We start from the raw sequence: 26,745 nt of genomic DNA, 5'->3' as shown, positions 1-26,745 counted from the left end.
AGTAACATTTTAGATAGTGCGAATGAAAAATTATAAGGAGGGTTAGCCATGCGAAAGGGATTTAGGTTACTTGGTGCCTGTTTGGTAGCTTTGTTAGTTTTTGCATTTTCTACTACTGGTTATGCTAAAACTATTAAAATTGGAGTATTAGTAGATTTATCTGGTGGGCTAAGTACTTATGGTCATACTGAAAAAATTGCTTCTGAAATAGCTGAAGGTAAAATTAACAAATTCTTTAAAGAAAAAGGTTATCCTTATAAAGTTAGATTTTATGTAGAAGATACCAAATGTGATCCTAAGGTTTGCCTTGATAAGGCTCAAGCCCTTTATGCCCTGGGCATAAAATTAATGCTAGGGCCCATGTCAAGTGGAGAAGTTAAAAACCTCAAAAACTTTGTTAATTCTAACAGAATTATCATTATGTCTCCCTCTTCCACTGCTCCCCCGGATAAAATCGGCTGTGCTCGTCCTAAAGACAAAAGATATATTTTTCGTCTTGTTCCTACTGATAATTTTCAGGGAAACGCTGTAGGTGATCTTTGCAAATCTTTGGGTTTTAAAAATGTAGTAGTTATTTATCGTAAAGACGCCTGGGGAGACGGTTTGAAACAGGCCAGTGTAGCTAGAATCAAAAAGTGGGGCATTACTTTATTGGATGTTATTCCCTATGATCCTAATATTGCAGACTGGAGCCCCATTATTCAAAAATTGATTGATGATTTAAAATACAAAGACCCTAAAAATACGGGAGTTGTATTTATTGGTTTTGAAGAGGTTGCTTCTTTATTGGCCCAGATGAAGCTTGATTGTCCGGCTCTCAATTACACATGGATTGGAACAGACGGTATGGCCAATAGTAAGAAAATTTTAGAAGAAGCCAAGGATAGAGCCATAAAAGTTAAGTTTTATTCTACCATGTTCCACTCTGTTTCAGATGAAGCCAAAGAACTTCAAAAAATTTATGAAAAGAAAGGCCTAAAGGCTGACCAATACGCACTTAATATCTATGATGGTGCTTGGATCGGGGCCATTTCTTATGTCGAAATGTTGAAAGAAAAAGGCAAATATGATGCTGACTATCTTTCTAGCAAAATTAGAGAAGTAGCAACCAAATACTCTAAGGGAGAATATGGTGTAAAGCCTGTTACCGGAACCATAAAGTTTAACGAATGGAATGACAGAGCTAGCGGTAATTACGCCATTTTTATGGTCACTGAGAAAGGATGGGTCCTTGGCGGAATATGGCATTCTGAAACTGGAGAAATAACCTGGAAACAAAAATAGTGAAAACTTGATAGCCTTTAGAAAAAAAGGGGGGATATAATTCTCCCCTTTTTTTCTGAAATTTTAAATTTTTTTTGAGGAGAGGCGTATGAAAAAATATTTGATACTTTTTTTCGTTTTTTTTGTTCTTACGGTTGCCTGTTCTAAACAAGAAAAAAAAGAAGCCCAAAAAGAAGAAATAAAATTAGGATTACTGGTAGATGTTTCAGGACCTCTTGTCACTTACGGCGTTAATAGCAAACATGCCTGCGAGATCGCTCAAGAAAAAATTAACAAATTTTTTGAAGAAAAAAATTATCCTTATAAGATTAAACTTTATCTTGAAGATACAAAGACGGATCCCAAGCTTTGTTTAGATAAAGTTCAATCTCTACAAGCCAAAGGTATCAACGTCTTTTTAGGGCCACTTTCTAGTGCGGAAGTAAAAAATCTTAAAAATTATTTACTTTCTAATAAACTTATCATCATTTCCCCATCCTCTACCGCACCTCCTGAGGCTATTGGTTGTGCAAAACCAGAAGATAAAAAGTATATCTTTCGAATAGTCGCCTCTGCTGATTCTGAAGGTGAAGCGATTGCAGACGTTGCCAAAGATTTAGGAGCACAAAAGGCTATAATAATATACAGAGTGGATGCCTGGGGAGAGGGAGTAAAAAAATCAACTGTTAAATTTTTAAAAGCTAACAATATAAATCTGGTTCAAGTTATTCCTTACGATCCCAATATAAGTGACTGGAGTCCTATAATAGGTAAAGCCACTAATATAGTAAAGAAAGACTTTAACAAAAACGATGCGGTAATTTTTCTAGGATTTGAAGAAGTAAGTACCCTTCTCTCTCAGATTTCCCAAAATTCCCCTCTTTTAAATGTTAAATGGTTGGCTGGAGATGCTGTAGCTGGCAGTCAAAAAGTTCTGGAAGAAGTTAAAGACAAGGCTAAAAAAATTGGCCTATACTCAGCAATATTTTATTCGGAAAGCAAAGAAGCAGAAAAGCTTAAAAAAGAATTTCAAGAAAGAAAATTTGCTAGTCCTGATCAGTATGCACTAAATATTTACGACGCCGCTTGGATACTTTCGATCTCTTACGCTGAGCTTCTAAAAGAAAATCACGGTTATGATGCTGATATGTTAGCTAAAAAAATAAAAGAAAATGCTATTAATTATTCTGAAGGTAAATTTGGAGTAGAACCTATTACTGGATATATTAAATTTAATGAGTGGAATGATAGAGTTAGTGGAAGTTATGCTATCTATGCTGTTACTAATGAAGGCTGGAAGATTAAAGCATTATGGGACTTTAAGACTAAAAAAGTGATTTGGAAATAACTGGTAGCCATGAAAAATAAAAACAATAAAAAAATAAATTCTTTTTTGGAAACCGATGGATTGATTAAGAACTTTGGTGAACTAAGAGCTTTAGATAATGTATCAATACAGGTTGATAGAAAAGAAATAGTATTACTAATAGGGCCAAATGGTAGCGGAAAATCAACACTAATTAATGTAATTACCGGTTTTCTGCCACCTGATGAAGGTAAAGTTTTTTTTGAAAAAGAAGATGTTACAGGTAAAGATCCTTCAGAATTATATAAAAGAGGAATGGTTCGAACTTTTCAAACCCCTCAACCTTTACCTGAAATGACTGTACTTGAAAATATAATGATAGGAATTACTTCAAAGGGAGAAGAACCATTAACTGCACTCTTTTATAAAAAATGGCTCAAACAAGAAGAAGAAATATTAGAAAAAGCTTTAGATATAATTAATTTTTTGAAACTATCTCATCTTACTTTTAAAAAAGCAGGAGAGCTTAGTGGTGGCCAAATGAAACTGGTAGCCTTGGGAAGGGCATTGATGACTAATCCTAAACTTATCGTATTAGATGAGCCTATCGCAGGAGTAGCTCCAGGATTGTCTCATGAGATATTCAGTAAAATTCTAGAACTCAGAGAACAAGATGTAACATTTCTAATAGTTGAACATAGGTTAGATATTGTTCTCAAATATATTGATAGGCTATATATCATGTTTAATGGAAAGGTTATTGCTGAAGGTAAAGGGGAAAAAGAAATTAAAGAAGTTCTTAATGATCCCAAAATTATAGAGATATATATCGGGGATTAAATAAAATGATAAAAGTAGTCAATCTAAATACAGGTTATGGTAAATTACAGATTCTGTTTGATATTAACGCTATTATTGAAGACAAAAAAATTACTACAGTTGTAGGGCCAAATGGTAGTGGAAAATCTACATTTTTAAAAGCTCTATTCGGGCTTACCACAATATACACTGGTGAAATAATATTTAAAGGGAAAGATATATCTAATATTCCACCTTATAAAAAGGTAAAACTTCGAATTGCTTATTTACCTCAAATTGATAATGTTTTTTCTCAACTTACTGTAAATGAAAATTTAAAAATTGCGGGATATATCTTACCAAAAGATAAAGTTAGAGAAAGAATTGATATCGCTTTAGACGTATTTCCGGAACTAAAAGACATTTTAAATAGGAAAGCTGAGACTCTTAGTGGAGGTCAAAGGCAGTTTTTGGCTATGGGAATGGCATTAGTAAGAGATGCCGAAGTTCTCATGTTAGATGAACCAACCGCCCAACTATCACCTAAGTTAGCGGAGATAATATTTGGAAAAATTTTAGATATGAGGGATAAATTTGGTCTTACTATCTTGCTTGTTGAACAAAACGCAAAAAGAGCTTTAGAAATAAGTGACAATGGATATATGTTTGTTAGTGGAAGAATAGCATTAGAAGGAACAGCTAAAGACGTTTTAAATCATGAAAAATTTAAAGAATATTCTTTAGGAATTAAAAATGTATAAATATTGTAGGGAGTCGTTTTAATGGTTATAGAAGGAGCAATCATTTACGCTAATCTATTAGTTCTTCTTGCGCTAGGCTTAACTCTTACTTACATTACCACAAATGTACCTAACTTTGCGCAAGGAAGTTTTGCTATTGTTGGAAGCTACGCCGCCCTAACATTTTACAGAATTTGGCATATTTCTCCTTATTATTCCTTGCCTGCTCTTTTTATTATTGGAGGAGTTGTTGGATTTTTAACCTTTCTTGTTTTAAATCCTTTAGTCAGGAGAGGAAGTAGTATAGAAGTTTTGATGATAGCTACTTTGGCTATTGATCTTATTCTTTTAGGTATTATTGGAGCATATTCTGAAATTCTTAGTAATATAATAGGTTCTACGCAGGCAAAATTTGTTTTTTCTTATTTAGATTTTTATCTTTGGGGTATTAGGGGTATTTTTTGGGTTTCATTTGGAGTAGTTTTCTTTTTAGTTGGTTCTTTATATCTCCTTCTTTATAAAACTAAGTTCGGTATTGCGTTAAGAGCTTCTATGGAAAACCCTGCTTTAGCCCAAATTATGGGAATAAATGTAGAAAAAACTCGCTTATTTTCCTGGATTCTCTCTGGAGCTTTGGCAGGTGTAGCTGGAGGACTAATTCCATTTATGCAAGAGATAGTTCCTGGTACAGGAGCTATAATGATTATTTCTATTTTTGCTGCAAGTATTGTCGGGGGCCTGAGACATATCAATGGAGCTTTATTAGGTGGCTATATTATTGGTATCTCCGAAAGCTTAATAACATATATAATGGCTATTCTATTAGGTACGGGTTTCTTGGTATATGGTAAACTAGTCTCTATGTTAATTATGGTATTAACATTACTTATTGTTCCTCAAGGTTTAACTTCTATTAAATGGAAAAAGATTAAAAAATATTTAGGAGCGTAACAACTATGAGTATAGATATTATTCCTCTTCTTCTTTTTTGGATTGGAATTTATTATATAGTTACTGTCTCTCTTAATATGGAATTTGGTTATGCCGGCATTCCTAATTTTGGAAAAGCTTTTTCAGTTATTATTGGCGCTATAGCAGTTGGTGGGATTTTAAATAGATTGCTTATTTATTACTATGGTATCAAAGGTGATTTTATTACGGCTAGTACTTATGCTACAGCGAATATAAATGATCTTATCGCCAAAGAGCCTTTAGTTGGTCTTTTTATACTACTTTTAGCTATTTTAATCGCCGTAATCATTGGTCTAATAGCTGGGGCTTTGTTTATTTTACCTAGTGCCAAACTAAAAGAAGACTATTTGGGTATAACACTATTAGCTATAAGTGAATCTTTATTTTTATTATGTACTTACAATTTGAAAATAATAGGCGGATATTATGGAACTTCTGCTCCTGACATATTAGCCTTTATGCCGGGAAATTATAGAACCTGGATTTTCGCTGGTATTGTTTTATTTATAGCCTTTTTATGTTATTTGTTTTTTGAAAAGCTACTTAATACGCCTTTTGGTAGATCTTTAAGGGCAATGAGAGAAAACGAGGATGTCCTCAAGGCATATGGTAGAAATATTATGTTTTTGAGAATGAAAACTGTAGCCATTGGTTCTGCTGTAGGCGCTATTGCTGGAGTACTCTATACTCTTTACACAGTTAATATAGTTGCAAACGCTTTCACCAGGGCAGAATGGGCCTTTTTCCCATTTTTGATGCTTTTATTAGGCGGTAAAGGTAATAACCGGGGAGTTTTTCTGGGGGTTGTTCTTTATGTTTTGATAAAAGTTTTTCTCGATGTATATAAATATAATTTGAAATTTATTTTACATATTCCTTTTGAGCCCGTTTGGCTTGCTTATATGATATTTGGTACATTAATGATACTTATTTTATATTTTAAACCTAGAGGGATTATCCCTGAAAGGCCTATTTTTACTATTCCGATTAAGAAAAAATTTAAAAAAATTTATGAAAATTGAGCAGTAATTCACCTATCGCAACTTAATACTTCACTATGCTATTAATGAGATCATTAAATAGGCGATATTGAGTCATTGAGAGTGAAGCAAAACAATCCTTGTCCCGAGCGCAGCGAAGGGATCTCTGAAGACTACTTCGACCTCTAACGAGGCCTCACAGTGAGAGCGAGGGTTACTTAGCCTTAGCGATTATGTTAGCAATAATGCTTTGTCGTGTAAAAAACGCTCGGATAATATCTAATTTTCACTTCGAGGATCTTTGATTACTTTTCTTTTAAAGAATTCTTGGTGCGGGAGGGGGGACTTGAACCCCCACGGGGAATAGCCCCACTGGATCCTGAATCCAGCGCGTCTACCAATTCCGCCACTCCCGCGTGGAGGGCGCGGCGGGAGTCGAACCCACGACCTCTGGCTCCGGAGGCCAACGCTCTATCCTACTGAGCTACGCGCCCATCAATCTTGATTTTAAACTCGTGCCACCCGTTGTCAACTAAACGAACTATTTACTCTTCAAGCTGAACCTGTTTATAACGCTTTTTAATATGAGGAATTAGCCCTCCATCTTTCAAAAGTTCTTGCATAAATGGCGGAATAGGCTGAAAAGTATATGTCTTTCCAGTGGTTAAGTCTTTAATGGTTCCTGATTCTGGGTCAACTTCCACCTCGTGGCCTTCTTCTATTTCTTTGGCGGCTCCTGGAGCTTCAAGAATCAAGAGTCCCGTATTAAAAGCATTGCGGTAAAAGATACGGGCAAAGTTTTCAGCTATTACACAGGCTACACCGGCCGCTTTGATAGCAATGGGGGCATGTTCCCTAGAGGAGCCACAACCGAAGTTTTTGCCAGCTACAATGATGTCTCCTGGCTTAACCTCTTTGGCAAATTCCGGGCGGGCATCTTCCATACAGTGCTTGGCGAGTTCCTGTGGATCAGAAGTATTAAGATAGCGAGCTGGTATTATTATATCGGTATCTATATCGTTGCCGAATTTCCAGGCTCGACCCTTTATCTTTTGCATTATGTCCTCCTAAGTTTCCTAAGATTAAAGACCTAATTCTTCCGGACTAGCAATACGGCCTAGTACTGCTGAGGCTGCGGCCACTGCCGGGCTGGCCAGATAAACCTCGCTTTCTGGATGCCCCATACGGCCCAAGAAGTTACGATTAGTAGTTGAAATCGCTTTCTCCCCTTTGGCAAGAATTCCCATGTGCCCGCCAAGGCACGGCCCACAAGTAGGAGGAGAGACAATAGCTCCAGCTTCAACGAATATATCGATATACTTTTTGCGTAAGGCCTCACGATAGACCTTTGGACTTCCGGGGATTATTATAGCTCTTACATTCGGGTTTACTTGACGACCGGCCAAAATTTTGGCGGCTACTGCTAGATCTTCAATACGTCCATTTGTACAGGAACCAATGACCACCTGGTCAATATCGATATGGCCTACTTCACTTATGGGCTTGGTGTTTGACGGTAAGTGAGGAAAAGCCACCTGGGGTTCTATCTTGGAGCAATCGTATTCTATTACGTCCAAGTATTTGGCTTTGCGATCTGCCTTAAAAACTACTGGTTCGCGGTGGCTATGTTTTCTTACATAAGAAAGTGTCTTTTTGTCTGGGGCGATAAGCCCTACTTTAGCCCCAGCTTCAATAGCCATGTTTGACATAGTAAAGCGCTCGGCCATAGAAAGCCGTTTTATAACTTCCCCCGTGAATTCCATGGCCTTATAAAGAGCACCATCTACGCCTATGTCACCTATGGTATAAAGAATTAAGTCTTTTCCTGTGACCCAAGGTTTAAGTTCGCCACGATAGACAAACTTTATTGATTCAGGCACACGAAACCAGGTACGGCCGGTTATCCAGGCAGCAGCTACATCAGTGGAGCCCATACCAGTGGCAAATGTCCCAAGCGCCCCATAGGTACAGGTGTGGCTGTCAGCCCCTATGACAACGTCACCTGGGACTACCAGCCCCTTCTCAGGTAATAACACATGCTCTATCCCACAGTTGCCACCTTCATAGTAATGGACGATACCCTGTTCACGGGCAAATTCACGACAGAGGCGCACCTGTTCAGCGCTTTGGATATCTTTATTGGGAGTAAAGTGATCCATTACCAGAATTATTTTGTTGCGGTCAAAAACTTTACTAAAACCTGCTTCTCTAAAGATTTTAATAGCAATAGGAGCCGTAATGTCATTGGCTAGGGCTAGGTCTACAGGACAATCTATAAGCTGGCCTGGTTCTACTTCAGGTAGCCCGGCTTTGGCTGCTAAAAGCTTTTCGGCAAGGGTCATAGGCCTTTTCATCTTGTCCTCCTTACTAATGATTAGCAAAAATTAGCTTCAATATAGTGTTTAGGCAAGAGTTTTGCCTGTCCCAAAGTTGAATTTTTAAGTCAGTTGACTATGCTAAAAAACACCATTATTAGCTGGCTGGGTGGCAATATGTTTACGTTTTTCAAAGTCAAAAAGGTGGCTGAAGTCTTGGAAGAGATAACAAAATTTCCTATGTTGCCGGAAGAGTCCTTAGGCTTAAAAGAAGCCCTTGGTAGATATTTAGCCAAAGATATTTTGGCTAAAGAAGACCTCCCGCCTTTTAGTCGGGCTACTATGGACGGTTACGCTGTATATGCCAGAGATACTTTTGGTGCTAGGGAGTCTGAGCCCGTTATCCTAAAGATTAAAGGCGAAATTGCTATGGGCGAGGTACCTTCCTTTTCCCTTGCTTCTGGAGAAGCCGCTCGTATTGCCACTGGAGGAATGCTCCCAGAAGGAGCTGACGCTGTGGTCATGCTTGAATATACCGAAGAGGAAAAAGGTATTATTGAAGTTAAAAGGCCTGTAGCTCCTTATGAAAATGTCATCTTTAAAGGAGAAGATTTCGAAAAAGGAACTATAGTTTTTCCCGCCGGGATTAAAATCACTCCGGCTGTTATTGGTGTACTTTCTGGGCTTGGTATTACCCAAGTAGAAGTCGGCCAAAGGCCGAAAGTAGGAATTCTTTCTACAGGAGATGAACTGGTTCTTCCAGAAAAAGAGCTCCCTCTAGGAAAAATTAGAGATATAAATTCTTATACTCTTTACAGCGCTTCTTTAGAATCAGGGGCTATTCCCACGCTTTATGGCATTGTGCCTGACGTTAAAGAGAAACTTTTTGTAAAAGTAGAAAAAGCCATTCAAGAAAATGATGTCTTACTTATATCTGGGGGTTCTTCGGTTGGGACTAGGGATTTTACTCTTGAGGCTATTTCACGATTACCTGAGGCAGAACTAATCTGTCATGGGGTAGCAGTAAAGCCTGGTAAGCCAACCATCCTTGGGCAAGTGGGCTCCAAAGCCATTTTCGGATTACCTGGTCAAGTAGCCAGTGCCCTTTTAATCTTTTACATTATGGTCAGGCCTTTATTGCTTCACATGCAAGGCGCAAAAGGTGAACATCTTTTTCTGAGAAAAATCATGGCCTATGCCGCGCGGAATATTCCTTCTACTCCAGGGCGCGAAGATTACGTTAGGGTAAAACTTTCTTTTTCCGAAAAAGGAGTGATAGCCCTCCCGATATTAAAAAAAAGCGGTCTAATTTCTTCTATGGCTGAAGCTCATGGTTTTTTACGTATTCCAGAAAATTCTGAAGGAATTTACGAAGGTGAATTGGCTGAAGTCTTTCTTTTGCCTTAGGCTACGGCTTTTTTGGTTTGGGCCTCTTTTAAACGGCCAAAGACTATGCGGCCAGCAGGCGTTTGTAAAAGACTGGTAACTACTACTTCCACTTCTTTGCCTATCAAATCACGGGCATTTTCCACCACGACCATAGTACCGTCATCAAGATAACCTACTCCCTGGTGCTTTTCCTTCCCTGCTTTAACCAATGTAATTCTAATAATTTCTCCAGGAGTAACTATAGGCTTTAAGGCCATGGACAGTTCATTTACGTTAAGCACCGGTACACCTTTGAGACGGGCTATTTTATTGAGGTTGTAATCAGTGGTAATAAGTTTAGCCCCGATTTCACGGCAAAGTTCTACCAGTTTATGGTCTATTTCTTTGATTTCAGGGTAGTCTATCTCAAGAATTCTTACCTCTACTTTTCCTGAGTCTTGAATACGTTGAAGGGTGTCAAGGCCCCGCCGTCCGCGGGCTCTTTTTAGAGGATCGGTACTATCAGCAATGTGTTGCAGTTCAGTCAAAACAAAACTCGGGATAATAAGTGGGCCGTCAACCCAACCGGTTTCACACAGGTCTGCCAAGCGGCCGTCTATAATGGCGCTGGTATCTAGAACTTTTGGGCATTCCCGCTGAAACTTTTTGGAAACATAAGATACCGCATTGCTAACGCTGTCAGGCATTTTGATTTCTTGAAACTTCTTGCCCCCTAAAACCAGTCCCAAATAGCCGAAAAATACTGATAATAAACCATAGAGAAAGGCACTAAACAGACTTGAATTTAGTTGTTCAAACACAAGAGAAAGTAACCTGGCCACTCCAAGACCCAGAAATAGACCAAAAGCACCGCCGATTATGACTGCTAAAGGAACTTTACGAAAAACTTTTTCGATAAAGATGGCCAAGGCAGCAACTCCCAGGCCCACTAAAAAACCTAGATAAGAAAACCAGGGGTGTTCGTTAGCATAAGACAGGTTCTTAAAGGCAAAAAAACCCAAAAAAGCACATATCAGAAAAAGAGCCGCCGTAAGAACCTTTTTCAGCACTAACTATCCTCCATTGTCAGACAGGAGGCCATTTATCTTGTCTTCTATTTCGGCCTCGGTCTTTCCCTCCGCCAAAGAAAGTTCTTTAATCAATAGACTCTTGGCTGTTTCAAGCATACGGCGTTCACCAAAAGAAAGCTGTTTATCATTGCTGATGAGATAAAGGTCTCTAAGGACTTGAGCAAGTTCAAATATGGAGCCACTTTTGATTTTTTCCATGTACTCGCGGTAACGCCTGTTCCAGGTCTGGTTGTTTAAAGAAACGTCTCTTTCTTGGAGGATACTATAGACTTTGCTCGTTTCTTCCTTAGAAATGATGTTTCGTAAGCCAATGCGATCTATATTGTCTTTAGGAATGAGAACTGTCATATCATTATCAAGGATACGCATTACATAAAAAATTTTTTCTTTACCGCCAATGACCTTTTTTTCCTCTGCTTCAATGACCCCTACGCCATGAGCAGGATAAACGGCCATGTCTCCTACGCTGAACATGGCAAACCTCCCGCTTTAAAGTATTTGCCAAATTTTACCATTAAAAGACAGTTTTGTGAATGAAAGATAAAAACTCATTTACTTAATGTTTGCCTGTCCCTGTTTTTTGCTTATATTTTAAATGGGGTCGGTCGGAGGTCGCCGGGGAGTAATCCTCGGAGGAAAGTCCGAGCTCCACAGGGCAGGGTGCCGGGTAACTCCCGGAGGGGGTAACCCCTGGAAAGTGCCACAGAAAACAGACCGCCCCGTACCCATTTTCAGGGCGAATTGAATCTATAGACGATTGAGAAGGTACGTTTATTTTTAGGGGCTACCCAATTTGCCTCAAAAATGGGTGCGGGGTAAGGGTGAAAAGGTGGGGTAAGAGCCCACCGCCTCTCCTGGTAACAGGAGAGGGCACGGCAAACCCCACCCGGAGAAAGGCCATGTAGGGGAGCGCTTGAGGGTGCCCCGCCCGATGCTCCCGGGTAGGCCGCTTGAGCGGTTGGGTAACCAATCGCCTAGAGGAATGACCTCCACCCCGAATGGGGTACAGAACTCGGCTTATGGCCGGCCCCTTTTTATTTTTTGATCCCTCTTATAATTTTTGACCCGCCAGTAGGGGTAACTTCTAGTTTTACGTCTTCAAAATAACGGGCTAAAAAAGGTCTTTCGTCGCGAGCAAATGTGCGGTTTTCTGTTGATCCCATACTAGCCAAGCGGATGTAGTAGAGTAAACGAATAAAAGGGTGTTTAGGTTCGCAGTGCTCCATCATGGCGAAACAGCCACCAGGCTTAAGCACCCGATAGGCCTCTTTTAAGGCAGCTTCTCTAGTCAAAGGGTCTAATTCGTACATGGCGTGGGAGCAGGTTACCGCGTCGAAGCTTTTATCGGCAAAAGGTAGCCTGGCCACATCAGCTAACACAAAGTACAGATTAGTGGCCTTGATAGTCTTGGCTTTTTGATGAGCTTTTTTCAGCATACCCAATGAAAAATCAACGCCTATAACTAGACCTTCTTTTCCAGCCACTTTGCTAGCGGTAATAGCTACAGCACCTGTCCCTGTACACAGGTCAATTAAAGAGCCCCCTGGTTTTAAACCTGTTTTTTCAACTAAAAGCTCCCTTAATAAAGCTCGTTTATCCTGACTATGGAGAGCAATAATTTTATCGTATAAATGCGAAAACAAGTCATAGTATCTACGTCTGAAACGCTTCATAATTTTTAAAACTTTATTCTAGTTGCGCGTAAAATTCCGGGTTTAAATGATAATTGGTGATATTAATAATGAAACCATAGCAAAATGCTTTACTTAAAAGATCGCCTCACCCGTAAGACTCACAGAGAATATATAGTAAGTAGCCACTGGCAAATAGCAAAATATAAATGCTTCAACTTACTTAAAGGCCCTCCATGAGGGAGGGCCTTTGGCTTATTTTTTTAACCAGGGCATCATGGCTCGAAGCTTAGCGCCCACTTCTTCAATCTGATGTTCAGCTTCGCGGCGTCTTAGGGCGTTTAATACAGGACGATTGGCCTTGTTTTCTAAAATCCATTCCCTGGCAAAACGGCCTGATTGGATTTCTTCAAGCACGCGCTTCATTTCTTTTTTCACGTCTTCAGTGACAATGCGCGGACCACGAGTGAGATCACCATATTCAGCCGTATCACTTATGGAGTAACGCATGTATGAAAGCCCGCCTTCGTAAATGAGGTCAACAATAAGTTTTAGCTCATGACAACATTCAAAATAAGCAATTTCTGGCTGATAACCAGCTTCTACCAAGGTTTCAAATCCAGCCTTAATAAGAGCCGTAACCCCTCCACAAAGAACACACTGTTCACCAAAAAGGTCAGTCTCTGTCTCTTCACGAAAAGTAGTTTCAAGAACACCGGCCCGTGTGCCGCCTATTCCCTTGGCGTAAGCAAGAGCCCTTTTAAAAGCCTTTCCGGTAGCATCCTGCTCAACAGCAATCAAACAGGGAACACCAGCACCCTTTTCGTATTCACGGCGCACTAAGTGCCCTGGGCCTTTAGGGGCTACCATGGTCACGTCAACATCAACTGGGGGAATAATCTGGCCAAAATGAATGTTAAACCCATGGGCAAACATTAACATCTTGCCGGAAGAAAGATTAGGCTTAACAGCCTTTTCGTAAATTTCAGGTTGAATCTGGTCCGGCACAAGCATCATGATAACATCGGCTTGGGCGCAAGCCTCAGCCGGGTCAAGGGGCTCAAAACCATCGGCCTTGGCCTTTTCGTAGCTAGGCCCGCCTTTTCGTAGCCCGACAATAACTTTAAGTCCACTATCACGCAGATTTAAAGCATGGGCATGTCCCTGGCTACCGTAACCAAGAATACAAATGGTTTGATTTTCTAGATAAGAAAGATCAGCATCCTGATCGTAATAAATTTTCATGGGCTACCTCCTTATATTTACTAATTTGCAGTTTAGATAACACAGATAAAAACATCTGTCTTCAGGAATTTTTAAGGTTTTTCCAGGCAGCGGCTTATTTCTGTTAAAGTGGGCACGCTGGCAAGACCCCTTCGCGTAACAGAAATGGCGGCCAGACACATGGCAAACTCAAGGGCTACCTTAGGCTTCCCGGTAGCATAAAGCATAGCAAAAAAAGCAGTAGCCAAAATATCTCCAGCCCCAGTAGTATCAACTATTTTGGACACCAAGGGAGCTTCAAGAAAAAATTCTTCGTTTTTAGAATAAAGCCTGGCGCCTGCCTTGCCCATAGTAACCACGAGATTATCTGCTTTTTCACAAAGTAGAGGTAAAATATCCGGGCAGGCCTTAACGTCTTCTTCGCTAATTACTAGTGCCTTGAAGTATGGCCAGATATTTATATCTGGCCTTTTGGGTCTAACTTCCCCGGAAGGCAAAACTTCTCTAAACCAGCCTTGAGGATTAGAAACCAAAAATTTTGTTTCTAGTAAAGCCAGTGAAGCGGGATCAACTTCGTCAAGAACAGGGGCTACCTGAATTATTTCTGCTTTTCTCAAAGAATCTGGAACCTTCTCTAATGGAATGGCCGGAGCTTTAGCATATACCTTTTGAAGCCTGCCAGAAGGGGTTTCAATATTTTCAAATATGGTGGTTTTTCTAGCTTTGAAGTTGTAGAACCTGAGTTCGGGAAAAATATGTTTCAAATCTTTTTCCACCGAAGCAGTAATAATCCAGGTCTCAAAGCCAAGCCTCCTCGCCAGAAGGCCACCATAAAGAACTGCTCCACCGTAAAGAAAATAGCCAGGGTAAAGATCACGGGTCAAATGCCCTAAAAGGATATAACGCGCCATATAAAGAGAGTGATACTAGAGGCTTTGATCTCTTGCAATTTATCTGGGGGTGACTAGTCACCCCCAGATAAAAGATTTATTTCGTATTGATTTTCATAGGTTTGCCCTGGGCATCTACTGGGCCTATTTCTTTAGGTGAAGAGACGATTTTAGCAAATTCTTCCTTGGAGAGATATTGGGGTGTGTAGGGAACGCCCATTTTTTCAAGCCAGCTTCCAAAAGTACGTAGATGATTGCGAGAGCCTTTCATCAGGTTTTGATAAACTATACGAATATCTTCGTTGTCGGCCTTTTTTAGTTCTTGCTGGAGATCGTAAATATCCATTTCTTCAATTAAAGCGCCAACCTTAACTGCCTCTCCCAAAGATGACATCCCTCTACGAACAAGTTCCATATAAAGTTTTTGCATTTCCTTGGATTTAAACTGACCAACATCTAAACCTTCAACAGGATTTTTTAAACCGTACTTTTCTATCAAAGTTTTTACCATATCTATATGGCGTTGTTCACTTCGGGCGATATTATTAAAAACCCGAAGCTGCCAGCGCTGGAACAAGGCGTAATAAACATCATGGGCTAATTTTTCTTCTTCTATCATTTTAAAAAGGCCTTCTTTTTCAGCAGGACTAAGAGGTTGTTTAGGTAACTTTTTGACTAAGGTTATACATTGTATGGGAAAATTATTTTCTTTAAAAGCTCCAGGAGGAAAAGCCCAAACACTGCCTGCTACAAAAAACACCAGAAACGCAATCAATAATCTTTTCATTTTTAAAACTCCTTTTAATTAAATTTTATTTTATTATACTATCCAAATTTTTGGAATTTGGGAACAATTTATTTGAACATTTTTATAAATTTTTTCGAGCGCCGTAGGGGCAAATCAATATTTTACAAAGATATTTCTCCGCTTTAAAAAAAGATAAAAATGAGGGTTATAAATTCCCCGTAATAAAATTAAGGCTTTTGGCCTTGCTTATTCTCCAAGCGCGCCAATTTTACTTGAATAAAAGTAAGTTTTTCGCCTACTGGTTGTAAAGCCATTAGCTCTTCATAGTAATTTATGGCTTCTTTTGTTTTATTCTGTAACTCGGCCACCCGCGCTAAATCCCAGTAAGCTACTTTTTCAAGCCCTATACGAGCTTTAGCTGCTTTCATATAATCGGCTTCAGCTTCAGGAAACTTTTTCTGTTCTTCGTTTACGTAACCGAGCCCTAAAAAAGAAAAGTACTTTAAGTCCCCTCTGGCTTTACTTTCAATTTGTTTGAGTTCAGAAAAGGCTTTATCGAATTTTTTTTGAGAGTAATACTCTTCAAATAAAGCCATACGAGCTTCTAGGGCAGCAGGAGTACCTCCGTATTTTTTAATAATTTGTTGATAAAGGCTTTCCCTTTGGTTTTGGTCCTGGGTCATTATGGCCTGCGTCAAAAGAACAGCTGCCTTTTCGGCTTTTTGCTTTTGATAATAAGAGAAGCCCGACCAGACAGCCACCACTAAAACTATCGCTATAGCAGCTACGACTATTTCACGGATATGGCGTTGCGCAAAGTGAACCCATTTTTCATGAAGAACAAGAAGTTCTTCAGTTGGCTTGTCTTCTTTTCTCTTCTCTTTGGCCATTACCCTCTACCTCCGAAAAAGTCATCCCAACGAAATATGAGAGGCTCTACCCCTTCTTTCAAAACAGCATGGTCTATAACTTCCCCAATAAAAAGGACATGATCCCCGGCATCACAGGTAGAAAACACCTTACATTCAAAATAGGCTATGGCGTCTTTTAAAACCGGAGAACCATTAAGCGCTGACATGTAATCAATTCCTTCGAACTTGTTTACTTCACGCCCACTCTTAAAGCCAAAGTGTTTAGCAAGCTCAAGTTGCCCTTCCCCAAGGACATTTATACAAAAAATACCAGAGCTTTTGATAAGGTCATAGGTGTAACGTTGAGGGGCTATAGATACAGATAAAAGTTTGGGCCTAAAAGACACCTGGCCCACCCAAGCCGCAGTCATACCGTTTATTATTTTTCCCTCTCTAACGGTTACAACAAAGACTCCTTGTGGAATATATTTGGTAATTATTGATTGCAATCCCATATTCCCCTCCATACAAAAAATTAAAAAACCTAACGTTATTTCTCCAAATTATTCTAGTAAACATTCCGGCCCAAGTCATCAAAAATATTAACCTGTTTTGGTTATATGCGGTTTTATTATATGGGACATTTCACAGTCAGCCTTGAGAAGGGTAATTCTTCGCCCCATAAAAAGTCTCGCCACTCTTTCAAAGGCCTCGGTTAAATCAGAAACATAGATGAGAGGCTCATCTCCACGAGAAAGTTTTTCCTCAAAACGAGGATTAGCCTTTAGAAATTCAGCTACCTCGATAGCAACCTCTTCGGCAGGATCAACCAGCCTTACCCTACGGCCAGCCTTGGCTTGAATAACTGGTTTGAGCAACGGATAGTGAGTGCAACCCAAAACCAAGGTATCAATGCCTCGTATTTTAAGGGGGATAAGACATTTTTTGACAATGCGTCTAGTCTCAGGCTTTTTAAGCCATCCCTCTTCCACTAAGGGCACTAAAAGAGGACACGCATTTCCGTAAACTTTTACCTCAGGATCAATGGCTGCAATTTTCCGCTGGTATATGCCGCTCGAAATAGTAGCTCTTGTGCCTATTACCCCGATAATCTTTTTGGTGGTAACGGCCAGGGCCTTTTTTACCGAAGGAGATACCACTTCAAAAATAGGTACATCGGGAAAACGCTCGCGCAACGCCTCGGTGGCTACACTTGAGGCTGAGTGACAAGCCACCACGATAATCTTGGCTCCATATTCCAAAAGGAACTCGGCATCCTGAATAGCGTAAGAGATAATAGTTTCAGGGCTTTTAGTACCATAAGGAGTGCGAGCAGTATCACCAAAATAAATTATTCGGTAACCAGGGAGCTTGCGCAAAATTTCCCTGACAATGGTCAATCCACCAATGCCTGAATCAAAAACGCCTATCAAGCTGCTTTCCTCAAAATTGGAATATCTCCAAAGCGGAGACGCAACTTCAAAGAACAATCAGGACAAAAAGAACTACTTTTAAGATCAGTCTCTACCAGGCTTAAAGAAGGATACATTACACAGCGAGGATTAAAACAGGGCCCAAGCCCGAGCATATGCCCAAAAGACCTTAAAATTTCTTTAAAAACTCGCTCTAAAAAAAGCTCTTCTGGGCGTTCACCAAAAAGAAAATCTCGCAATTTGTTAACAGAAACCACCGCTGCTCTGGCCTGAAAATGGCTTTCTGAGATAACAGAATTGTAGTTTACGCTATAAAGTTCCGCATCAGTTAAGCCTATTACAAAATCTACCGGCCCTGCCTTTTCCCGCAAAAAATCAATAAGAAGGTGAGCAAAAAAACGACGCCTCTTAAAACAGAAAGCTGATGGAGGATAAGAAAGAGGTCTTGTTAGCTCTACCTGGGAGTGAAAAGTCTCCGCAAGTTCTTTAATAAGCTCTTCAAGCCAGGGGCCTGAAACCTTTCCAAAAGGTACCAGCAGCATGAACGGCTTATTCATAGAAAGTCACTCCCATGGTTAAACTAAGATCTTTTGTTAAATTCTAAACCTTCTACCAAACAAAGCCAACGCCTTAATTCCCAATTAAGCGGGAATCTTGGTAGAAATAAGAGATACAGCTACAAAAATCCATTCAGCTAGCATCAAGGTGGCACCGAGAAGATCTCCACTTAAGCCGCCAAAGTTTTTACGAAAAGAGAAACGCAGACAGAGAACAAGAAGTAACACAGCCAGAGTTGGCAAAGGGTAAAGGCAAAAGAGCGGAAGCCCAAAAATATGGCTCAGCCACAATCGCTTTCTTGAGCCAGATAGAAAAAGAAAGCCCAGCCCTTCTTTTTTGGCAGGTTCAAGGAAAAGGGCTATAAGAGAAGAGGCAAGCCTTCCGGCAACAGGCATCCACAAAATGACTAACAAAAGTCCTTTTTCCAGTAAATCTTTAGTTAGTAAAAATTCTCCAAGCAGGAAGAAAAAACCAAACAAAAAGGCTCCAACTCCAATTTCTGGCTTTTTTAAGACCTCAAGCCTACGGGAGATATCACCTCCTGCGGCCATGGCGTCTGCCCAGTCAAGAAGGCCGTCAAAGTGAAAAAAATCTGCTAGGTAATACTTTATAGCCATAAGAAGAAGCGCCAGATAAACCGAAGGAAGATAAGATATAAGCAATAAGGCCAAGAGAAAAAAAAGGCCTCCTAGAAAAAGGCCAATCAAGGGCAAATAAAAAACGCCGAGTTCCAGAGAAAACTCTTTAGGAGTAAGCGGTATCCTGGTAAAAAAGGATACCGCTGAAAGAAAAGCCTGCCATTCTTTTTTAAGCATTATTCTTCAAACTCATTCCCTTTGGTGACGCCTGCATCATCAAAAGTGGCCATTTCTGTAAGTATTCTAAGGGCTGTTTCAACAATAATGCTCGCCAGGCAGGCCCCCGTGCCCTCCCCTAGCCTGAGACTGAGGTCAACAATGGGCCTTAAACCCAGCTTTTTAACAACTTTTGCTGCTCCCTTTTCCTCAGAACAATGGCCTAGGAAGACAAAATCCTTTATCTCTGGGGCCAGGGCCTGAGCAATAGTATAGCCGGCAAGAGATATAAAGCCGTCTATGATAACTGGTACCCTTCTTGAGGCCCCGCCCAGAAAAAGTCCGGCTATGGCTCCAATTTCAGCTCCTCCTACCTTGGCTAGGACGTCTATAGGATCTTTGAATTGATAACGGGAAAGGGCCTTAGCCACCACTTCGCGCTTGTGTTGTAAGGCCTGATCATCAATGCCCGTGCCACGGCCCACGATGTCTTCTGGCTTTTCATCAAGAATAGCGCATATTACCGCCGCCGAAGGCGTGGTATTTCCAATTCCCATCTCTCCGGGGATAAGAAGTTTAACTCCCTCTTCGGCTGCCTGAGTGGCCAGATCAAAACCTACCTGCAAGGCGGTTTCAGCTTCTTTGCGAGTCATAGCCGGCTCTTTCAGAAAATTCTTGGTGCCAGGGCAAACCTTGCGTTTAATCAAACCTTCGGCCTCGACTTCACCAGCGACACCAACATCTACCACAAAGACTTCAGCTCCAGCCTGCCGGGCAATAACGTTTATACCTGCCCCACCAGCCAAAAAATTATATATCATCTGTTTGGTAACTTCCTGAGGATAGGCACTAACTCCTTCTTCCACTACACCGTGGTCCCCAGCAAAAACATAAACATGCTTTTTCAAAGGTAGAGAAGGGAAAAGCTCCCCTGTAATGTAAACATATTGTTTGGCAAGTTCTTCCAGGTATCCAAGGCTTCCTCGAGGCTTGGTTAAGTTATCAAGGCGCCTTTGAGCTCGTTCATAATCAGCTCGATTAAGTTTGGGTAACCTAATTTCCATAAAAATACCTCCAGAAAGACTATAGTGGCCACTATTAAAAAAGTAGCCAATCTTATGATTTTACCGGCCAAAAAGATATCTGAAACTTCCCTCTCACGCAAAGGTTTTCCAAAACGCTCTTTTTCAAAAAATTGCCCCTGGTAAACCACCGGGCCACCCAATTCTATGCCCAGTGCTCCGGCCATAGCGGCCTCAGTGTAGCCCGAATTAGGGGAATCATGTTTATGAGCATCAGCCAGCATGGTCCTAAAAGCTCGCCATAAATTTTGCCCTGTAAGACCTGAAGCTAATACAATAAAAAGGCCTGCCAATCGGGCTGGCAAAAAATTAAGAATATCGTCAAACTTAGCGGAGAAGTAGCCGAATCTAAGCCACTTTTTGGTCTTGTAACCATACATGGAATCAAGAGTCTCACAAACTTTGTAAAAGGCTACCCCATAAATACCGCCCACCATATACCAGAAAAGCGGGCCTACCAGGGCATCGGTGAAATTTTCTGCAAGTGTTTCTACTGCAGCCCGCACACATTGAGATGTATCAAGGTTTTTAGTTTCCCTCCCCACTAAAAAAGAAAGCCTCTTTCTGGCCAAAGAGATGTTCTCTTGTAAGGCTTCAGCCACTTTCAGTACCTCTTTTTGAAGGGAAGTGGGGGCTATAAAAAAATAAAGCCAAAGGATTTCCAAAGGTGGAAAAAGACAAACGGTGAAAGACACCCCCCCTACAAAAACGATGCTGGTAAACAATAAAGTGAGAAGGCCGCCAAGTCTTCCCAGCGAATAGAAAAAACGACAAAAAAATTCGGCTACTTGACCTATCACACGTACAGGATGCCAGCGCACCTGAGGGTCTGCGAATAATAAATCGAGAACAAAGGCTAGCAATATAATTAATGGTGTTGGTAAATTAACCATTGACGTCTGCTCCAAAAAGACTCACCATATTAGCATGGAAGAAGATGTAGCCAAGGCCTTAGCCTATCAAGTTAAAAGAGACCTTGCCGAACGCTATTTTAGCGCCAGAAGAGTAATTGAAGAAGACACCGAAAACTATTTTAGAAAAGTAGAAGAAGTCAAAAAGAAATTTATTCCTAAGCTTGAAGAAGCTTTTGGGCGTCTTTACCTTCTTCTCCATCAAGATAAAGAATTTATCAACAGATTTCTTCAAATAACCGGTCTAAAAGAGGCCTACTTTCAGGAAAAAGAACCCTCTCTTGAATCTCTTTCTGGTTTTCACCTAAGAGGCTTTACCTCCAAAGGGCGTTACAAAAATTTATTTTTAGACTGTTATGAAAAACTATGTGAAACCTTAAAAGAATATCACAAAACTCTTGAGGATCTTAAAGTTGAGGCCGAGGTCATCAACCACGAGATCGAAATCTTCAAAGAAAAATATAATCTCAGCGAAATAATGCATTTTCTAAAAAGCCTTGATTCCTCTTCGGAGTACGCTGATCTAGGACAAACATCTTTAGACGAATCCACCGCCAAACTTGAAAAAAAAATGGAGTTCAAAAAAATTACGCCTCCTGAAGAACTATTACCAGATATCCCCCTTCTTCCCCCTTTAAAAGAAGTCCAAAAAGAGCTAACCTCTCTGGCCAAAGAGGCCTTTGGCCGCTATCGAGAAAAGTCCCAAGCTATCCTTGATTATGTCAAAACTCATTCGTAAGGTCAGGCGAGATATAGAAAGATTTGGCCTTCTCTCTGGTGGGGAGCGAGTACTCTTAGCGGTCTCAGGCGGGCCAGATTCTATGGCCTTACTTCACGTACTTTTGGCCTTAAAAGATGAACTTGAACTCGACCTTTTCGTGGCCTATTATGACCACCGCTTGCGCAAAGAATCCTTAAAGGAAGCCCTATTTGTCAAATCATACGCAGAAAAACTAGGACTTCCATTTATTTTAGCAGCAGCTCCTGTAAAGCTTTATGCCAAAAGGGAAAAGATCTCGCTTGAAGCAGCCGGGCGAGAACTTAGGTATCGCTTTTTTGAAAGAATTGCCGAGGAATATGAGTTAAATAGAGTAGCCCTTGCCCACCAGGCTGACGACTTAGCCGAAGAAGTACTTCTTCGCTTTATAAGAGGGGCTGGTAGGCGTGGGCTTGCTGGTATCCCGGTTAAAAGGGGAGGCATTTTTATAAGGCCTCTTCTCATGGTTTCTCGCGAAGAAATAGAAGATTTCCTCAAAAAAGAAAATATTCCTTATATAGAAGACCCTAGTAATGAGGATCCTCGCTTTTTAAGAAATCGGGTTCGACATTTGCTTATCCCTTTTCTTGAAAAACACTTTCACAAAAATGTAAAAGGATGCCTTAAACGGACGGCCCTTCTGGTAGCTGAAGAAGAAGAATTCTTAGGTTGCTTAGCCCTTGAAAAGCTACAAAAGCACGGCCGAAGAGAAGCCGGTGCTTTCCATTTAAGTGTAAGAGGACTTGTTAATGTGCCTTTGGTACTTAGAAGGCGCATGTATCTTGAAGCGTTAAAGGCTATAGGGGTACCGCTTTTCCGCATAAGATTAAGCCACATAGAACAAATTGAATCCCTTCTTACTGGCAAAACCCGAGGAAACATTAACTTGCCCGGTGGCTTTATCGCCAGACGAGAGCCTGGAAGGCTTGTTTTCAAAAAAATAGAAGCCCCTGTTAAGCCTTTTAGGGAAGAAATTTCGGGGACAGGCGAATACATTCTTCCTAATAAAATTGTCCTTCGGGTTTACTACGCCCGAGCAGAGGAAGCCCCTAAAGGGGCCCTTGTGCTTGACCCTCAAAAAATTGAATTTCCGTTGATAGTGCGCTCAGCCATACCAGGTGACCGCATTAGGCTTGCTGGACTTTCTGGCCGTAAGAAACTAAAAAAAATTTTTTGGGAGCACGGACTCACCCATGATGAACGTCGCCTATGGCCAGTTATTGAAAAAGACGGCCAGATTATCGGCATCCCTGGGCTGGCAATAGCGGAAAACTTAGGGCCTAAAGACAAAAATCAAAAAGCTCTGGTAATAGAATTTTCTTTCACAAAATAATAGGTTTAAATATTGCCAATTCTAAAAGGGAGTTGAGTTATGAATCTAGTCTACGCCCGTGAAATGCAGGCCCTTGACCGCTACACCATTGAAGAGTTTGGCGTCCCCGGCCTGGTTCTTATGGAAAATGCCGGTCGAGGAACAGCCGAATTAATTCTTGAATATTTTAGGCCCTCTCTTTCTCAAGGTGCCCTAATTATTTGTGGGCCGGGTAATAACGGTGGAGACGGCTTTGTTATCGCAAGGCACCTTGCCCAAAAGGGCTTTCCGGTAAAGGTATTTTGCCTGGCACCTTTTGAAAAGTTTAAAGGAGATGCCCTCGTCAACCTTCAAATAATAAAAAAAATGGAAATCCCTTTATTTTTGGTAAACAACGATATTTCTGTATTGAAACAAGAAATAAAGGCCTCGGGCCTGATAGTTGACGCTATCTTTGGCACCGGCCTTGAGCGCGAAGTAAAAGGCCATTTTGCCGCTGCTATTGAGGCTATAAATCAGAGCGAAAAACCCGTAGTAGCTGTGGATATCCCCTCGGGCCTTTCGGCAGACCTGGGAAGGCCTTTAGGAATTGCCGTAAAAGCCTCGCTTACCGCCACTATGGCCCTTCCCAAAGTAGGCCAGGTGATTTATCCCGGCCGCCATTACGTAGGTGAGCTTAAAATAGTTGATATTTCCATGCCCAAAAGGGTTATAGCCGAACTTGCTCCCCCGCGTTTTTTATTGAATGAGAGCTGGGCGGCCAATCACTTAAAGCCGAGAGGGCCTGACTCCCACAAAGGGACTTACGGCCATGTGGCTGTATTGGCCGGTTCTTCTGGTAAAACAGGCGCGGCCATACTCACCTGCCTTGGGGCTTTAAGGGGAGGAGCAGGCCTGGTTACGCTGATATGCCCTAAAAGCCTTAATCACATTTTTGAAACTACTCTTACCGAAGCCATGACCTTTCCCTTAGAAGAAGAAACCGATATTCAAAGCCTTTCTTACCAGGCCTTTGATAAAATTATCTCCTTTTGCCGGGACAAGAAAGCCGTGGCCATAGGGCCTGGGTTTGGCATCCATCGGGAAACCTTTGAATTAGTTCATAGGTTGGTAGCTCACCTTGATATCCCCGCGGTAATAGACGCTGACGCTATTACGGCCCTAGCCGGAGAAGTCTTTCACCTACGTCGGGCCCAGGCCCCTCGCATTTTAACGCCTCATCCGGGAGAGCTTGCCAGACTCCTTGATATTTCTAAAGAAAAAATACAGGAAAATCGCCTTGAAATAGCTCGTCTGGCCGCCAAGGAAACAGAAAGCATTGTTGTCCTTAAAGGTGCTGCCACGGTAGTGGCAAGCCCAGATGGTCGGGAAGCGGTTAACTACTCGGGTAATCCTGGGCTTGCTACCGGAGGAACAGGTGATGTTTTAACCGGCCTCATAACAGCTTTATTAGCCCAGGGCTATGAACCTTTTATAGCTGCCTCTCTAGGAGTTTATTTACATGGGCTTTCCGCTGATATTCTTGCTAAACGTAAAGGGCCGTTTGGGTTTGTAGCTAAAGAAGTAGCGGAAACTTTGCCCAATGCCATCAAAGAAATAATGGTGAGGAAAAACCTTGGCCAGTTTTAGAACAAAAAGCCCTGAAGAAACAGAACGCCTGGCTGAAGAACTGGGGCAAAAGCTATCTCGTGGGAATGTAATCTTTCTTTTTGGTGATCTTGGAGCAGGAAAAACCACCTTTGTTAAAGGATTGGCGCGGGGTCTTGGAGTGCCTAAAGATTATTATGTCCAGAGCCCAACTTTTGCTATTATAAATGAGTATCCTGGGCGTGTTCCCCTTTATCATGTGGACCTTTATCGTCTCGAGCCTGAAGATGTTTACGATTTAGGCCTTGAAGAACTGGCTGAACAAGGTGTTCTGGTGATAGAATGGAGTGAAAGACTTCCTTTTTTCTTTGACAAAGCCATTAAAGTTTACTTTGAAATAATAGGCCCCAGTGAAAGACTTATAACAATAGAGGATAAAAATGATATTTAGCCCTTTTGCTATCTTATTTTTCTTTCTTTTTCTTTTCTTACTCTTTTTATTGTTTATTTTCGTCCATATTGGCCTAATAACAATAGCGGCCAGCAAACTTGGTTTAACGGCTGGCCAAGTATTTATTTTTTTATTCGGTTCGCTAATAGGTAGCAATATAAATATTCCCGTTAAAAAAATTAGAAGGGACCGTGAGCTTTATCCTGAAGAAGTAGAGGTTACCTTTTTCGGCATACGCTATGTAATTCCTCGGGTAAGAGAGCCAAGTTATACGATAATAGCTGTAAACGTTGGTGGATGCGTAATCCCCGTTTTTGTCTCTTTATATCTCATGGTACAAAATGGTCTTTTTATCAGTCCACTTATAGCCACCGCTATAGTGGCTTTTATATGTTACAAACTAGCCCGTCCTGTACCAGGCATAGGAATAGCTATCCCCATGTTTATCCCACCGTTAGCCGCTGCTCTTATAGCCCTGGTTATTTCCCCAGACAAAGCCCCGGTAGTTGCTTATATTTCAGGAACGCTTGGCACCCTCATTGGCGCGGACATCTTGCATCTAAGGGATATAAACCGCCTCAAAGCCCCGGTGGCTTCCATTGGCGGCGCAGGGACCTTTGACGGCATCTTTCTCACGGGAATTATCGCCGTAATTTTGGCGTAACGGCTGATAGCAAAAAGATAGCAATCCTTTTGGCTCATTGCGGGCTCTATCTCTACTCTGTCATTACGAGTTTCTTACATCGCCATTGAGCTTCTTTATGTTGTCATTACGGGCTTCCTAACATTGTCATTACAGGCTTCCTTACATTGTCATTACAAACTTTCTTACAATCTTGCGAGCTTCCTCACATTGTCATTGCGAGCGAAGCGAAGCAATCCTCCCGAGCGCAGCTAAGAGATCTCTGAAGACCGCTTCGACCTCTGACGAGGCCTCGCAGAGACACGAAGAATCACGGCGAGCCCGAAACCTCTTAGTAAGACGCTGACATGACCCTCGACACTATTGTCGAACTGTTCTTTTTGTCGAACTAATTACTAGACTTTTTAGAAAATCTCCTGGGATTGCTAGTTTTTCCAGATTTTTAAAATGGCACGCACATTGCAGTTAGTAAGAAGTAAAAATAAAACAAGGAGGTAGAAGAGATGAGGAAATTAATTTTGGCTATGGTAGTTAGCTTGTTTATGGTAGGAGGAGCGTGGGCCCAGAATCCCAACCCACCGGCAGTGCCTTACATCCTTTCGGGAACTCCGGTAACAATTACCGGAGTGGTTAAGGCCGTGCCCTGGCCTGCCAGCCAAGGGCTACAAATTGAAACAGATCAAGGAGTAGTTACCGTTTACGGCATTGGCCCCAGGTGGTACTGGCAGCAAATGGGAGTCCCTTACCCCACAGTAGGCGAAGACATTACGGTAGAAGGCTACGAAGTGACTTTTCCTAACGGGACTACCAGAATCGTTGCTACTAAAATTACGGTATCTGGCCAGACCATTGTTTTAAGGGGAGAGGACGGAAGGCCTCTTTGGCGGGGTGGCCCATGGAAAAATAGAGGCCGTCAACAGATGCAAATGAACCAGGGAAGTGGTAATCAGTATTATGGTCCTGGTCAGGGGCGCGGCTACGGTAGAGGCATGGGTTATGGCCCAGGTCAATGCTGGCGTTATTCCAACTAATAATGAACC

General features: G+C 41.3%; 28 protein-coding genes, 2 tRNA genes and 1 other RNA gene. 14 read left to right on the top strand and 17 right to left on the bottom strand.

Features of this window, described 5'->3' with window-relative positions:
- Positions 1-48: 48 nt before the first annotated feature.
- The 6 genes from THEIN_RS09485 to THEIN_RS09460 all read left to right on the top strand — a co-directional run bounded on the left by THEIN_RS09485 (position 49) and on the right by THEIN_RS09460 (position 6,101).
- Positions 49-1,284 (top strand): ABC transporter substrate-binding protein, encoded by a 1,236-nt coding sequence (locus THEIN_RS09485; RefSeq protein WP_013908455.1) that lies wholly within the window; start codon positions 49-51, stop codon positions 1,282-1,284.
- 88 nt (positions 1,285-1,372) lie between these two features.
- Positions 1,373-2,611 (top strand): ABC transporter substrate-binding protein, encoded by a 1,239-nt coding sequence (locus tag THEIN_RS09480; protein ID WP_013908454.1) that lies wholly within the window; start codon positions 1,373-1,375, stop codon positions 2,609-2,611.
- A gap of 9 nt (positions 2,612-2,620) precedes the next feature.
- Positions 2,621-3,409 carry an ABC transporter ATP-binding protein gene (locus THEIN_RS09475; RefSeq protein ID WP_013908453.1) on the top strand — a complete coding sequence of 263 codons (789 nt, stop codon included), beginning with the start codon at positions 2,621-2,623 and terminating at the stop codon, positions 3,407-3,409.
- Between the two features lie 5 nt (positions 3,410-3,414).
- Positions 3,415-4,128 (top strand): branched-chain amino acid ABC transporter ATP-binding protein, encoded by a 714-nt coding sequence (locus THEIN_RS09470; protein WP_013908452.1) that lies wholly within the window; start codon positions 3,415-3,417, stop codon positions 4,126-4,128.
- Between the two features lie 21 nt (positions 4,129-4,149).
- Entirely contained in the window at positions 4,150-5,058 is a 909-nt protein-coding gene (locus THEIN_RS09465; RefSeq protein WP_013908451.1) for a branched-chain amino acid ABC transporter permease, read from the top strand.
- A 5-nt stretch (positions 5,059-5,063) separates the two neighbouring features.
- On the top strand, positions 5,064-6,101 hold the full coding sequence (locus THEIN_RS09460) for a branched-chain amino acid ABC transporter permease (RefSeq protein ID WP_013908450.1): 1,038 nt from the start codon (positions 5,064-5,066) through the stop codon (positions 6,099-6,101).
- Between the two features lie 286 nt (positions 6,102-6,387).
- On the opposite strand, the gene THEIN_RS09455 is transcribed toward THEIN_RS09460, so the two are convergent.
- The 4 genes from THEIN_RS09455 to leuC form a co-directional block, all read right to left on the bottom strand.
- Positions 6,388-6,475, bottom strand: a tRNA-Leu gene (locus THEIN_RS09455).
- Between the two features lies 1 nt (position 6,476).
- Positions 6,477-6,553 (bottom strand) — tRNA-Arg (locus THEIN_RS09450).
- A 51-nt stretch (positions 6,554-6,604) separates the two neighbouring features.
- Entirely contained in the window at positions 6,605-7,117 is a 513-nt protein-coding gene (locus THEIN_RS09445) for a 3-isopropylmalate dehydratase small subunit (protein ID WP_013908449.1), read from the bottom strand.
- Between the two features lie 24 nt (positions 7,118-7,141).
- Positions 7,142-8,413, bottom strand: coding sequence for a 3-isopropylmalate dehydratase large subunit (gene leuC, locus THEIN_RS09440; protein ID WP_013908448.1), 1,272 nt, complete (start codon positions 8,411-8,413; stop codon positions 7,142-7,144).
- 99 nt (positions 8,414-8,512) lie between these two features.
- On the opposite strand from leuC, the gene THEIN_RS09435 reads away from it, so the two are divergent.
- Positions 8,513-9,781 (top strand): molybdopterin molybdotransferase MoeA, encoded by a 1,269-nt coding sequence (locus THEIN_RS09435; protein WP_169311174.1) that lies wholly within the window; start codon positions 8,513-8,515, stop codon positions 9,779-9,781.
- Here THEIN_RS09435 and THEIN_RS09430 read toward each other — a convergent pair.
- Together THEIN_RS09430 and THEIN_RS09425 are read right to left on the bottom strand one after the other, a co-directional pair.
- Positions 9,778-10,812, bottom strand: coding sequence for a PIN/TRAM domain-containing protein (locus tag THEIN_RS09430; RefSeq protein ID WP_013908446.1), 1,035 nt, complete (start codon positions 10,810-10,812; stop codon positions 9,778-9,780). The genes THEIN_RS09435 and THEIN_RS09430 overlap by 4 nt on opposite strands.
- Positions 10,813-10,815: 3 nt before the next feature.
- Positions 10,816-11,307: a CarD family transcriptional regulator gene (locus tag THEIN_RS09425; protein ID WP_013908445.1), complete on the bottom strand. Its 492-nt coding sequence runs from the start codon at positions 11,305-11,307 to the stop codon at positions 10,816-10,818.
- Positions 11,308-11,430: 123 nt separating this feature from the next.
- Between THEIN_RS09425 and rnpB the strand changes: the two genes are divergently transcribed.
- Positions 11,431-11,868, top strand: an RNA gene (rnpB, locus tag THEIN_RS11870) — RNase P RNA component class A.
- On the opposite strand, the gene THEIN_RS09415 is transcribed toward rnpB, so the two are convergent.
- The 11 genes from THEIN_RS09415 to cbiB all read right to left on the bottom strand — a co-directional run bounded on the left by THEIN_RS09415 (position 11,868) and on the right by cbiB (position 20,937).
- Entirely contained in the window at positions 11,868-12,506 is a 639-nt protein-coding gene (locus THEIN_RS09415; protein WP_013908444.1) for a class I SAM-dependent methyltransferase, read from the bottom strand. The genes rnpB and THEIN_RS09415 overlap by 1 nt on opposite strands.
- Positions 12,507-12,719: 213 nt before the next feature.
- Positions 12,720-13,709, bottom strand: coding sequence for a ketol-acid reductoisomerase (gene ilvC, locus THEIN_RS09410; RefSeq protein WP_013908443.1), 990 nt, complete (start codon positions 13,707-13,709; stop codon positions 12,720-12,722).
- 71 nt (positions 13,710-13,780) lie between these two features.
- Entirely contained in the window at positions 13,781-14,599 is an 819-nt protein-coding gene (locus THEIN_RS09405; protein WP_013908442.1) for a PfkB family carbohydrate kinase, read from the bottom strand.
- 76 nt (positions 14,600-14,675) lie between these two features.
- Positions 14,676-15,365: a DUF2202 domain-containing protein gene (locus tag THEIN_RS09400; RefSeq protein ID WP_013908441.1), complete on the bottom strand. Its 690-nt coding sequence runs from the start codon at positions 15,363-15,365 to the stop codon at positions 14,676-14,678.
- A gap of 188 nt (positions 15,366-15,553) precedes the next feature.
- Positions 15,554-16,216 (bottom strand): YfgM family protein, encoded by a 663-nt coding sequence (locus tag THEIN_RS09395; protein ID WP_013908440.1) that lies wholly within the window; start codon positions 16,214-16,216, stop codon positions 15,554-15,556.
- Complete coding sequence (locus THEIN_RS09390) at positions 16,216-16,692, bottom strand: flavin reductase family protein (protein WP_013908439.1); 477 nt, start codon at positions 16,690-16,692, stop codon at positions 16,216-16,218. Before THEIN_RS09390 ends, THEIN_RS09395 begins: the two co-directional genes overlap by 1 nt.
- An 87-nt stretch (positions 16,693-16,779) precedes the next feature.
- A complete protein-coding gene (murI, locus tag THEIN_RS09385) occupies positions 16,780-17,610 on the bottom strand; it encodes a glutamate racemase (RefSeq protein WP_013908438.1) in 831 nt (276 codons plus the stop codon).
- Complete coding sequence (locus THEIN_RS11760; RefSeq protein ID WP_013908437.1) at positions 17,607-18,167, bottom strand: archaemetzincin; 561 nt, start codon at positions 18,165-18,167, stop codon at positions 17,607-17,609. The genes murI and THEIN_RS11760 overlap by 4 nt, the downstream gene beginning before the upstream one ends.
- An 84-nt stretch (positions 18,168-18,251) precedes the next feature.
- Positions 18,252-18,983, bottom strand: coding sequence for an adenosylcobinamide-GDP ribazoletransferase (locus THEIN_RS09375; RefSeq protein ID WP_013908436.1), 732 nt, complete (start codon positions 18,981-18,983; stop codon positions 18,252-18,254).
- Entirely contained in the window at positions 18,983-20,026 is a 1,044-nt protein-coding gene (cobT, locus tag THEIN_RS09370) for a nicotinate-nucleotide--dimethylbenzimidazole phosphoribosyltransferase (RefSeq protein WP_013908435.1), read from the bottom strand. The genes THEIN_RS09375 and cobT overlap by 1 nt, the downstream gene beginning before the upstream one ends.
- A complete protein-coding gene (cbiB, locus tag THEIN_RS09365) occupies positions 19,957-20,937 on the bottom strand; it encodes an adenosylcobinamide-phosphate synthase CbiB (protein ID WP_013908434.1) in 981 nt (326 codons plus the stop codon). The genes cobT and cbiB overlap by 70 nt, the downstream gene beginning before the upstream one ends.
- 34 nt (positions 20,938-20,971) lie before the next feature.
- Between cbiB and THEIN_RS09360 the strand changes: the two genes are divergently transcribed.
- The 6 genes from THEIN_RS09360 to THEIN_RS09335 all read left to right on the top strand — a co-directional run bounded on the left by THEIN_RS09360 (position 20,972) and on the right by THEIN_RS09335 (position 26,736).
- Positions 20,972-21,694, top strand: a complete 723-nt coding sequence (locus tag THEIN_RS09360) for a hypothetical protein (protein WP_013908433.1) — start codon at positions 20,972-20,974, stop codon at positions 21,692-21,694.
- Positions 21,675-23,045, top strand: a complete 1,371-nt coding sequence (tilS, locus tag THEIN_RS09355) for a tRNA lysidine(34) synthetase TilS (RefSeq protein WP_013908432.1) — start codon at positions 21,675-21,677, stop codon at positions 23,043-23,045. Before THEIN_RS09360 ends, tilS begins: the two co-directional genes overlap by 20 nt.
- A 39-nt stretch (positions 23,046-23,084) precedes the next feature.
- On the top strand, positions 23,085-24,653 hold the full coding sequence (locus tag THEIN_RS09350; protein WP_013908431.1) for a bifunctional ADP-dependent NAD(P)H-hydrate dehydratase/NAD(P)H-hydrate epimerase: 1,569 nt from the start codon (positions 23,085-23,087) through the stop codon (positions 24,651-24,653).
- Positions 24,640-25,062 carry a tRNA (adenosine(37)-N6)-threonylcarbamoyltransferase complex ATPase subunit type 1 TsaE gene (tsaE, locus tag THEIN_RS09345; protein WP_013908430.1) on the top strand — a complete coding sequence of 141 codons (423 nt, stop codon included), beginning with the start codon at positions 24,640-24,642 and terminating at the stop codon, positions 25,060-25,062. The genes THEIN_RS09350 and tsaE overlap by 14 nt, the downstream gene beginning before the upstream one ends.
- A complete protein-coding gene (locus tag THEIN_RS09340; protein WP_013908429.1) occupies positions 25,052-25,726 on the top strand; it encodes a DUF1614 domain-containing protein in 675 nt (224 codons plus the stop codon). Before tsaE ends, THEIN_RS09340 begins: the two co-directional genes overlap by 11 nt.
- A 482-nt stretch (positions 25,727-26,208) precedes the next feature.
- Entirely contained in the window at positions 26,209-26,736 is a 528-nt protein-coding gene (locus THEIN_RS09335; RefSeq protein WP_013908428.1) for a MamS/MamX family magnetosome protein, read from the top strand.
- Positions 26,737-26,745 lie beyond the last annotated feature (9 nt).

The sequence above is a fragment of the Thermodesulfatator indicus DSM 15286 genome (genome assembly GCF_000217795.1).
Classification (GTDB): domain Bacteria; phylum Desulfobacterota; class Thermodesulfobacteria; order Thermodesulfobacteriales; family Thermodesulfatatoraceae; genus Thermodesulfatator; species Thermodesulfatator indicus.
The sequence above is the reverse complement of the archived record's forward strand: the minus strand, read 5'-3'. Positions and strand labels throughout refer to the sequence as shown.